This window comes from Methylobacterium sp. E-016 (assembly GCF_022829745.1).
Lineage (GTDB): Bacteria > Pseudomonadota > Alphaproteobacteria > Rhizobiales > Beijerinckiaceae > Methylobacterium.
Map to the genome: position 1 here is coordinate 1 of NZ_JAKSYF010000068.1, position 10420 is coordinate 10420.

General features: G+C 64.6%; 8 protein-coding genes and 1 pseudogene. 5 read left to right on the plus strand and 4 right to left on the minus strand.

The window, feature by feature from the left end:
• Positions 1 to 9 precede the first annotated feature (9 nt).
• From MKK68_RS29895 to MKK68_RS07140, 3 genes are all read left to right on the plus strand, one after another.
• The gene (locus MKK68_RS29895; RefSeq protein ID WP_409567159.1) at positions 10 to 141 is read left to right on the plus strand and encodes a DUF4214 domain-containing protein; all 132 of its coding nucleotides are present in this window, start codon (positions 10 to 12) and stop codon (positions 139 to 141) included.
• Between the two features lie 954 nt (positions 142 to 1095).
• Positions 1096 to 1362 (plus strand): hypothetical protein, encoded by a 267-nt coding sequence (locus MKK68_RS07135; RefSeq protein WP_244029518.1) that lies wholly within the window; start codon positions 1096 to 1098, stop codon positions 1360 to 1362.
• A gap of 33 nt (positions 1363 to 1395) precedes the next feature.
• Positions 1396 to 2820, plus strand: coding sequence for a phosphomannomutase (locus MKK68_RS07140; RefSeq protein WP_244029520.1), 1425 nt, complete (start codon positions 1396 to 1398; stop codon positions 2818 to 2820).
• Between the two features lie 13 nt (positions 2821 to 2833).
• Here the strand turns inward: MKK68_RS07140 and MKK68_RS29410 are convergent.
• Positions 2834 to 4096 (minus strand): annotated as a pseudogene (locus MKK68_RS29410) (transposase).
• Positions 4097 to 4898: 802 nt separating this feature from the next.
• Positions 4899 to 6059, minus strand: a complete 1161-nt coding sequence (locus MKK68_RS07160) for a hypothetical protein (RefSeq protein ID WP_244029526.1) — start codon at positions 6057 to 6059, stop codon at positions 4899 to 4901.
• A 409-nt stretch (positions 6060 to 6468) separates the two neighbouring features.
• On the opposite strand from MKK68_RS07160, the gene MKK68_RS07165 reads away from it, so the two are divergent.
• Both MKK68_RS07165 and MKK68_RS07170 read left to right on the plus strand, forming a co-directional pair.
• Positions 6469 to 8214: a type I secretion system permease/ATPase gene (locus tag MKK68_RS07165; RefSeq protein WP_244029529.1), complete on the plus strand. Its 1746-nt coding sequence runs from the start codon at positions 6469 to 6471 to the stop codon at positions 8212 to 8214.
• A complete protein-coding gene (locus MKK68_RS07170) occupies positions 8214 to 9548 on the plus strand; it encodes an HlyD family type I secretion periplasmic adaptor subunit (RefSeq protein ID WP_244029531.1) in 1335 nt (444 codons plus the stop codon). Before MKK68_RS07165 ends, MKK68_RS07170 begins: the two co-directional genes overlap by 1 nt.
• Before the next feature lie 197 nt (positions 9549 to 9745).
• Here the strand turns inward: MKK68_RS07170 and MKK68_RS07175 are convergent, their stop codons facing one another.
• Both MKK68_RS07175 and MKK68_RS07180 read right to left on the minus strand, forming a co-directional pair.
• A complete protein-coding gene (locus MKK68_RS07175; protein ID WP_244029533.1) occupies positions 9746 to 10033 on the minus strand; it encodes a LysR family transcriptional regulator in 288 nt (95 codons plus the stop codon).
• A 15-nt stretch (positions 10034 to 10048) separates the two neighbouring features.
• Positions 10049 to 10420 (minus strand): TolC family protein (locus tag MKK68_RS07180; RefSeq protein WP_244029535.1); only part of this gene is annotated, 372 nt, incomplete at its 5' end.

Here is a 10420-nt window from a genome sequence, read left to right on the forward strand (position 1 = left end):
CCGGAGGGCATGGCTTACTGGACCAACGCCCTCGACAGCCACAGCATGGACCGGGCCGATCTCCTCATCGGCTTCGCCCAGAGCCACGAGAACATCGCAAACCATGCCGATCAGTCCCTGCACGGCCTCCTCTTGGCTTGAAACCATTCGGGTCGAGCAGACGCCAAGTTGAGATGCCGAAGACCAGAGCCACTACGGTCCCACCTCGGGGTCTATGAAGATCGCATCAAGCACCATGTCGATACGTGCACATGCGTGGCGCTCGACAAATGGCGCCGATCAAACAGACATCGCCCACGCCCTACCCTGACACGGGACCGGACGCCAAGCAGCAGAGAGACTGCCGGGATCTTGGACAGACCGCCCACGTCACGCGAAGGAAGTTGGTAGCGGCCTGCGGTGACACAATCCCGCTTGGAGGAGAGCGGACCGGACAGTCGCACGTCGTCGAGGTCTGGGGCAGCTCCGGTCAGCCATAACCCGAGCGTATCGGCGCGCTCATGCGTGCAACGATCGCGTTGCGATCAGTGCCCCAGATGAAAACCACAACATCGACACGTGTTACAGGCTCAAGTAGTAAAGCCGATGCCCTCCCTTCAGCTCGTCTGGACCGCATCGTTTGAGGGACGGGCCCACGGTAGGAGGCAGATTGCTAAGGCCAGGTCCACCAGTTCCACCGATGGAGCGTGTGTCCGCCCGAAGCTACCGCGATGTGAGGCGGATCTTGGTGAGCACGTTTGCGGATCACCCGAGCTACGTCGCTCCGCGCCCCGCGCGAAGCGATCGTCGCAGCGCAAGGACGCGCAGACCCTCCGGTGCAACACGCAGATCGATTCCTGAAAATGATGACCGATACCACACGGGCAATTTTTTAACCGACCTCAGCTCGGCCACCATGCAACTGGCCAATCGACGCTGAATGAGCGCCGCCTTCCTGAAGCTTACCTTCGCTTCCCGGCAGTGGACGGCCTTCCATCTGCGAAGATTCGATGCGAGGGATCAGGGCGCCGACACCTTATCCGGTAGTTACCCACTCCCTTCGACGATTAGGGTGCATCTCGGGCGGCACTCCGGCTCGCTGGCCCTTGAGTGGCGATGGGCGACGTGGTGCGGGCCTATGCCGAGCTGATCGCCCGCGGTCTGGACATCGCGGACGGGTCGGTGTTCATCGTCGCCTCGGGGCGGCCGCGCAGCATCGCGAGCTTGCTCGCCGACCTGCGCCGGCACGCACGGGTCGCGTTCGAGGTCCGGGTCGCGCCGGAGTGGATGCGGGCCCCCGAGATTCCGGTGGCGACCGGCGACGCGGCCATCGCCGACGTCCTCGAACACGCCCGCGCAAGACTGGATCGGACCGGGCCGTGAACACATTTCGTCGGTGATTGGCATGAGGGCGTCGTGAGCAGTCTGAAGTTTGGTACGAGCGGCCTGCGAGGCTTGGTGACCGACCTCGTCGGGTGGCCGAGCTACGCCTATGCCGGCGCGTTCTTCCGCTCCGTCGGCGCCACTTACTGCGCGAGTCGCACCGTGGTGATCGGGCGCGACCTGCGCGACAGCAGCGCCGGCATCGCGGCCACCGTCGCCACGGCGGCTGCCGCCGCAGGCTTTGCCGCGATCGATTGCGGCCCGCTCCCGACGCCGGCGCTGGCGCTGGAGGCGATCCGGCGCGGGGCCTGCGCCGTGATGGTCACCGGCAGCCACATCCCGCAGGACCGTAACGGCCTGAAGTTCTACCGGCCCGACGGCGAGATCACCAAGGCCGACGAGGTCGCGATCCTCGCCGCCCTCGGCGACGTCTCCGCGGTCGGGACGATGCCGGCACCCGCCGCCGCGACGCCGGACCCGGACGTGGTCGAGCGCTACCGGCGCCGCTACGGCGCGGCCTTCGCACCCGACATCCTCGCCGGCCTGCGGGTCGCCGTCTACCAGCAGAGTTCGGTCGCCCGCGATCTGCTCGCCGACCTGCTGGCGGGGTTCGGCGCCGAGGTCACGCCGGTCGGCCGCTCGGACACCTTCGTCCCGATCGACACCGAAGCGCATCGCCCGGAGGACGTGATTTACATCGCCGAGACCATGGCGTCCGGCGCCTACGACGCGCTGGTCACCACCGACGGCGACGCCGACCGGCCGCTGGTGGCCGACGCCGCCGGCGGCATCCTGCGCGGCGACGTGCTCGGCCTGATCACGGCGCGGTATCTCGGCGCCGACGCGGTGGTGGTGCCCGTCACCGCAGGCTCAGCAATCGAGCGGGCCGGCGGGTTCGCACAGGTGCTGCGCACCCGGGTCGGCTCGCCCTTCGTCATCGCCGGCATGGAGCAGGCGCAGCGCGCGGGCGCGAAGGCCGTGGCCGGCTTCGAGGCGAATGGCGGCTTTCTCCTCGGATCGGACGTGGCGCTCGCCGGCCGGGTGCTGCCCGCCCTGCCAACGCGCGACGCGATGCTGCCGATCCTCGCGACGCTGGCCGCGGCACGCGACGCCGGCCTGCCGCTGGCCGGCCTCGTCGCGTCTCTCGATGTCGGCGCGATGGCGAGCGACCGCCTGCCCGAGACGCCGCCCGAGCGCAGCGGCGCGCTCCTGCAGAGCCTCGGCGACGCGGGGTTCCGACACAGGTTCCTGCAGCCGGTCGGCGCGCCGGAGGCGGTCGACGCGCAGGACGGGGTTCGGATCGCGCTCGACGGCGGCCGCACGATCCACTTCCGCGCGTCGGGCAACGCGCCGGAGCTGCGCTGTTACACCGAGGCGCGCACCGAAGCAGAGGCCAAGGACCTCCTTGCCTGGGGGCTGGCGGCCGCTGCGGCGACCATGCGCGGCTGTAGCTCATAGCTGCCTTAGATAATTACCCACCCTTGTGAGGGTGGGGTTCAGGCGCCAACGGTTTTGAGGATGGTGCTGAAGGGGTTGCTGCCTGTGAGGCGCGCGGTATCGATGACGGTGCGGATGGCGGCTTCGCCCTCGGCGGCCCACCTCGCGCGGTAGCCGTTGGTGACCCTCCGTTGGATGATGGACGGGCGCAGCAGCCGCTCGGAGGCGTTGTTTGTCGGCTCGACCGCACCGGGATGGGCGAGGAAGACGAGGAGCTGATCGCGAGCGCGGCCGATCTTGGCCTGGAGGCTTGGGATGAGGTCGCAGCCGCTCGGCGTGGCAAGGATGGCCACGAGTTGGCGATCCAGACTCCGGCGCTTGGCGGACAGCGTCGAGGTGGCCAAATCGGTAACGCGCTCGGCCAAGGCGAACACGGATCGCAGCCAGAGCTGCAAACGCCAGGGGACCGGATCGTCGCTCGCCTGACAACGGAGACGACGTCGTGAGCGAGATGGGCGAGGCAAGTCTGATGCGAGGCTGCGTGCCCCTGCTGGGCGGTGTAACGGTCCGAGATCCATATCGCGGGCCGGTGGCCGTCCATCATCTCGCTCACTACGATGGCGCCCCGCGTCGGCGAGGCCGTGTGCACCACCGAGTCGGCCGCGTGGAACACCCAATGGAAGGCGTTGCTGCCCTCGTCAGCCTGTCCGCCCTGGCAGCCTGATCGTCCCGGCCCAAGCCGGTGATCGTGGTGGCCCTCACCAAGCTACACCACGGCCAGGGACACGACCCCGAACAGATTCGACAAGGCCGCCTGGAGCCGTTCGTAGGACAGTCCCTGGAAGGTCTTGAGATAGGTCGCCACCGCAGGCAGCCGCGGGCCGAACGGGGTGCCGCGTGCCACCTCCGGCACCGGTGCGACCACCCGCGCCCCTCAGGTCGGACAATGCACGTCCAACCGGCGATGCTGGGTCACGACCGGGCCCACCTCCGGCAGCTCGATCCGCTCGGAGACGCTGACGAGCTCGGCGGGAAGATCTTCGTGCAGGGCGCCACCGCAGCATATGCAGCGATTCTGACGATGCTTGACGACGGCATCGGGATCGTCGCTCATCCCCCCGGCTGTGACCTTGGTGCCCAGGCTTGGCCCGCCGGGTTTGGATTGCTCGCGTCGCCCCTCGCGGTCGGTCGAGGGTGGCTTCGAGGAGGTGCGCGAGGTCTTTTCCGGGCGCTGCAGCCGCAGCACCAGCTCGATCAGCTCCTCCCGGCTCAACCGCTCAAGATCGCTGCGCCCCATCCCATGAAGGAGCGAGCGAAATCCAAACGCTGCAAAAGGGGAACGCCCGCTCAGTGCCCGCCGCAGCGGCCGGATACCCCCTAGGTAATTACCTTTAACTGGCCGGATCGTAGAGGCAGCTCATCGAATTAGATCGGTTGGCCGGCGCAGAGCAGGTGATCTCGAAGCCTTTGCGTCACTGGGAACACCAACGACGTATCGCCGTCGCGCGGGTCTACCTGCTGTGTTCAGGGCATCCACCTCACAACGGTCGCGACCACCCGTGCGCCATCGTACGTCCGGCCGGGCGCCCGGATCCGCCTTCGCGCGGACCCACCCGTACCGACCTCATAGTCAATTGAACGAACCGCCGTGCGATCCAAGGTGGGCGATCGATAGCATCCCGCACATTTCGGAGGTCGACCGCCGCTGGGCGGTTACATCTTCCGCCTAACGGCCGACCAATCACGGCTTGGAAGTGCCACACGAGGCGGCCGCAACGCCGGAGCTGGCAGCCTCAGGCTTCTCGGATCACTGCCGTAAATTTTATCCTCCCGAACCGCATTCTCAAACTCATGACCCCAAGGCATTTCGGGGCACCTTTCGCAAAGGTCAGTGGTTTGGAAACAGAGCCTCGGCCGTTTCATCCTGCGTGGATGACCAACGCGCGAGCCTCGCGCCCTGAGATCCATGTCTTGGCAAATTCGGCGCGACCCACCCGCTACGTTGGCGTTGCTCCCTGCGCCCTCGACCGACCTCAACATGGCATGGCCGCTGTGGGCCATCGTTCCGAGACAACGACCATCAAGGTCTCAGCGCAGCGTCACCGAACGAACGCGGGCGCTTCGACCGCGTCATGGGCTTTCGGGTTTCTAGCTGGAAGCGGTCGCACCGCCATGTTCGAGAACAGCGAGGGTCGGCAGGTCGGTTTTACGCGCCCGCCGCCGCGGCGGCGGGCATAGGAGCGCGAGGCACTGTGCTGCGAAAGATGGCCCGCGAAGGCTGCGACCATCCGCCGGTCGAAGGACCGTTTAAAATTGTCAATCGCCTGATGGCGCACGGTGTAAAGCGCGATGGCCGGGATGCCGAGGCTTTGACAGGCTTTGCTCAGCGCTTTCGCGAGCCGCTCGAAGAACGCGTCGCAGGAGGAAGCACTTCGCACGGCGCGTTTGAAGCTGACGAGGAAATCGCGCAGGGCCAGAACGTCTTGGTCCGAAAAGCCGACCAGATCGAGATAGCGCCACTGGCCGATGCCGCGCCCGTTGGTGTATTTCGCGCACCTGACGACGAGTTGGTGCCCCTTGACGAAAGCCCGTCGGAACTCACGTGGTCGTAGGTCGAATTGGACGCCGTATCCGATGATGCCCGCAACAAGCCGCGCAGTTTGGGTCTTCCCCGCTACGAGCGCCCGGACGAGGCGCAAATGCTCATCTGCGGTGATGGCCATCCGCTTCTTGCTGCTCGTTCGCGGCAGCGCGTGCGCCCCACGTGGATCTGGGCCTGCGTCGAGAAGGGTTAGGAGTTCTTCCACGCGGGCGACATCCAAGTCGAGCGTCTGCGTCATGGTCTCGGCCGCCCATGTGAGCGCCGCTCGATAAGTGCCGATCGTCGCCGGCTCCCACCGATTTCCTCCGAATGAGAACCACCGAATCGCCCAGGTTAGCCGCTCGATGGTTTCGAGGTTTGGCGATGTGTCGGCCTGTTGGATAAGGCTGGCGACGATCTTCCGGTAATGCCAAATCGTGGACGCCTCTCGGTTCGGCTTGATCCCGGTCGCATCGCGGTGCCGTTCCAGAAGCCGGCGCTCGATGGCCTCCTGCTGCGCTCGGCACCGATTCCGTGGGAGCCCCCCCGAGCCCTCTGGTCCGCCACCTTCCCACTGCTCGGCTCGGCCAGGCGGACCCGGCATCGGCTCGAACTCCTCGAATTTTTCGGCCTTTTCGACCAGGTTGAATTCATTGTCCGTCGGATCGGTGTCTGACATTGGTTAGTCGCTCGTTAGTTGCACATTCGGCAGTGCGCTCACTTGCGCAGTGGGGGCGGGTAAGCCTCAAGTGCCGCAACGTCGGGAGGCGAAAGACGAACGAACTGGGGCACAGGGCACGTCTGTCAGATCCTTTATGGACGCACCGTCGAAGCAGAGCGGGATCAAACGTCTTGGTTGCTTGATTCGCGAAACTGGCCCCGCGCGACGCGAGGCCACATTCAGGCGTTCAAGCTCGGGATACGAAGAATCGTCGCGCCGTGTGCCCGATCCAGGTTGGGTCCGTTCAAATGCGAGGACGATCGAACCAGACTAGACGGATGGCAACACGAGCTTCCACACATCATAAATCTTTGTGTTTTATTTTCCATCTCGAAGGTGCCCAGCCCTGCTCGGAAGGAAACCCGTCGTGGCAACGAGTCCCGCGTCGTCGGAGCTGTTCGCGGCTTTGTCCCGCTGTCGCAGCGCGTTCGTTGGGGTTGCTGTGATCAGTGGCCTGGTCAATCTGCTCTATCTGACCGGGTCGTTCTTCATGCTGGAAGTGTACGACCGTGTCATCCCCAGCCGTAGCATCCCGACATTAATTGGTCTTGGTGGGCTTGCCTTGATTCTCTATGTTTTTCAGGGGCTGATCGAGATCTTACGCTCGCGCATCCTAACACGCGTCGGCGCAACGCTTGATGAGTCCTTAAGCGAGCGTGTCTTCGACATCGTCGTGCGCGGATCTTTGAAACAGACCGCCTCGAGTGACGGGCTCCTGCCGCTGCGCGACCTCGATCAAGTTCGTGCATTCCTGAGCGGAATCGGGCCGTCAGCCTTTTTCGACTTACCCTGGATGCCGATCTACCTCCTGATCTGCTTCATGTTCCATCCCCTCATCGGAGTCGCCGCACTGACAAGCGCCGGCATCCTTGCCCTTGTCGGTTTCGTGACCGATCGCGCAACACGTGGACCCGCAAAAATGTCTACGAACCACGGCGTGCGACGTAACGGCCTTGCCGAAGCGAGCAGGCGCAACGCTGAGGTTCTGATTGTGATGGGCATGCAGCGATGGATGACCGAACGTTGGTCCCACGCCAACCGCGACTACATGCAAGCTCAACAACGGGTTTCGGATATCGCGAGCGGCCTCGGCACGCTTTCGAAGGTGTTCCGTATGGCTTTGCAGTCGGCGGTCTTGGCCCTCGGGGCCTATCTTGTGATCAACGGGCAAGCCTCGTCCGGCGTCATCATCGCCTCCTCAATCTTGGTGGCACGGGCGCTTGCACCCGCCGAACTCGCGATCGCCAGTTGGAAAGGGTTTGTACAGGCGAGCCAGAGCTGGGGACGGCTGTCTGATTTGCTGGAACACCTGCCGGTTGCAGCCGAGCATCATCCGTTGCCGTCCCCCATCCGGTCCCTGCAGGTAGAAAGCCTGAGCGTGGCACCTCCCGGAGTTTATCGGCTCGTGGTCCAAGATGCGACGTTCTCGCTCCAAGCGGGCCAGGTGCTGGGCGTTATCGGTCCTTCCGCTTCCGGCAAGTCCTGCCTCGTCAGGGGGCTGGTCGGGATCTGGCCCGCGGCGCGTGGAACGGTGCGCTTGGATGGTGCGGCCATCGATCAATGGTCGACTGGTGATCTCGGTCCCCACATCGGATTCTTGCCGCAGGAGGTGGAGCTGTTCGCCGGCTCCATTGCCGAAAACATAGCTCGGTTCGATCCCACTGCTTCCGCCGACGACGTGCTTGCTGCTGCCCAAGCAGCGGGCGTCCACGAACTCATCCTACGGCTTCCTGAAGGCTATGATACCCGCATCGGAGAGCGGGGCGCCGGACTCTCGGCAGGGCAACGCCAGCGAGTCGGATTGGCCCGTGCACTCTACGGGACACCCTTTCTCGTCATCCTCGATGAACCCAACGCCAACCTCGATGCGGAGGGCGAAGGCGCCTTGACCCGAGCCATCCTATCGATCCGTCAACGCAAAGGGATTTGCATCGTCATCGCGCATCGTCCGAGCGCACTCGCTGCCGTGGATTTGATCCTGACGATGGCTGACGGACGCATCCAGACCTTTGGTCCCAAGGACGAGGTTCTGAAACGCGTCCTGCGTCCCGCCGCAATGCCAGTAGAGCCCCAGCGCCGAGTTCCGGTTCAGCCCCTCCGGGAAATCGCGTGATGAGCCGTCTACTTATGTCTCGTGAATCAGGGTCCCGCGGCTCGACGCAGGCCTCAATCCGCCGCCACCTGGGGCTAAGCCTGGCGCTTGGCACCGTGCTGGTGATCGGTGTCGGCGGCTGGGCCACCTTCACCGACATCGCGGGAGCGGTGATCGCCCCCGGCCAACTCGTGGTCGAATCCGACGTCAAAAAGGTGCAGCACCCCACCGGTGGCGTGGTCGGTGAACTGCTCGTCCGCGAGGGCGACCGGGTCAAGGCCGGCGACGTGCTGATTCGCCTCGATGCGACCCAGACCCGAGCCAACCTCGACATCGTCCTCAAGGCGCTCGACGAATTGAACGCCCGCAGCGCCCGCGACGAAGCCGAGCGCGACGGCATCGCGACCATCACCTTCCCGGCAGACCTTCTTGCGCGAAAGGATGCAGACCCATCGGTCGTACGCCTTGTCGAAGGCGAGACCCGGCTGTTTGCCGCCCGCCGCGCTGCCCGAGCCGGGCAGAAGGCGCAGCTCTCAGAACGCATCGCGCAGCTACGCCAAGAAATTGGCGGTCTAACCCAGCAGGTGGAGGCCAAGGAGCGCGAGGCAGCACTCATCCTCACCGAGTTGACGGGCGTGCGCGAGCTCTACGGCAAGAACCTCGTGCCGCTGAGCCGCGTCACAGCCCTGGAGCGCGAGACCGCTCGTCTGCAGGGCGAGCGGGGTCAGCTCGTCGCCCAGACCGCGTCAGCCAAGGGCAAGATCACCGAGACCGAGTTGCAGATCCTGCAGATCGACGGCGACATGCGCACCGAGGTCGGCAAGGACCTGGCCGACATCCGCGGCCGCTCGTCGGAGCTAGGCGAAAAGCGGGTGGCGGCCGAAGACCAGCTTAAGCGCATCGACCTGCGCAGCCCGCAGGACGGCACCGTGCACCAGATGAGCATTCATACCGTCGGCGGCTTGGTCACGCCGGCCGAGCCCGCAATGTTAATCGTTCCGTCGGCTGACCAGCTCGCCGTCGAGGTACGGATCCAGCCCCAAGACATCGACAACGTGCGCCACGACCAGAGTGCAGTGCTGCGCTTCGCCGCATTCAACAGCCGCACCACGCCCGAGATCGACGGCACGGTAAGCCGCGTCTCGGCCGACGTCTCGACCGACCCCAAGACGGGCCAAAGCTATTACACCGCCCGCATCCTTGTGCCAGAAGACCAGCGCAAGCGGCTTGGCGCAGTCCGCCTTGTCCCCGGCATGCCGGTCGAGGCGTTCCTCCAAATCGGCGAACGCTCCGTCCTGAGCTACCTGATCAAACCGCTTTCTGATCAGGTCGCGAAGGCTTGGCGCGAAAAATGAGCGTCTCGGATGCGATACAAGTACCGTCTCGGATTATGAGACGTCATTTAAGGGCATGGAGGACGAGCCCGGCGACGATGAGCGGCAGGGGTAGGAAGACGCACGGGGCTACTACGCATGCTTGCACGAGATTGGTTTTGGCAGCCTTGCTGGTGGCGGTGGAATGAAGAGCAAACGACAGCGAGTCGGAATTAGCCTCAGCGCGCGTTTTTAATTTTTACTGCAGCTTCGAGCATCAACTTTGCCAACGGAATCATGTCCGCTCCATACGGAGTGAGAGAGCAGCTTGAAATTCCGACCATATCAGATCTGATCAGCTTATTCTGAAGCTGCTCTTCTAGCTTAGCAAGCCTGCGAGCCACAGTAGAATGATGTAGATGGACAGCCTTGGCGGCAGAACGGATCGACCCAGCCTCGGCAATAGCAAGAAAAAGTCGAATATCTTCCCAGTTGAGTTGTGATGGCTGCCTTGGTCGCTTTGCCATTTTTTGATTTCAACCTCAGCGGCCGTCCGGCGAGCGCACGCCGTACCAGAGGTCCTTGACCTGGTCGTAGTGGACCTTGGCGCTGTAGACCGCCACCGGCACCGCGGTGTAGCGCACCGTCAGCCGGCCGATCGCCTGGACCACGCCGTAGGAGAAGATCACCCGGTCGCGCTGGGCGGTGATCAGGTTCACACGGGCATTGAGCAGTTCCTGCTGCGCGTTGAGCACGTCGAGGGTCGTGCGCTGCCCGACGCGGGCTTCCTCGCGGACGCCGTTCAGCGCGACCTCGTTGGCCTGGACCTGGGCCTGGGCGGCGATCACCTGCGCCTTGGCGGCCTCGAGCCGGCCCCAGAAGTCGACCACCTGCGCGCGGACCTGATCGCGCAC

Excerpts from the sequence above, each read along its gene's own strand:
- MKK68_RS29895 (WP_409567159.1), top strand. The coding sequence starts at position 10 with ATGGCTTACTGGACCAACGCCCTCGACAGCCACAGCATGGACCGGGCC.
- MKK68_RS07135 (WP_244029518.1), top strand. The coding sequence starts at position 1,096 with ATGGGCGACGTGGTGCGGGCCTATGCCGAGCTGATCGCCCGCGGTCTG.
- MKK68_RS07160 (WP_244029526.1), bottom strand. The coding sequence starts at position 6,059 with ATGTCAGACACCGATCCGACGGACAATGAATTCAACCTGGTCGAAAAG.
- MKK68_RS07170 (WP_244029531.1), top strand. The coding sequence starts at position 8,214 with ATGAGCCGTCTACTTATGTCTCGTGAATCAGGGTCCCGCGGCTCGACG.
- MKK68_RS07175 (WP_244029533.1), bottom strand. The coding sequence starts at position 10,033 with ATGGCAAAGCGACCAAGGCAGCCATCACAACTCAACTGGGAAGATATT.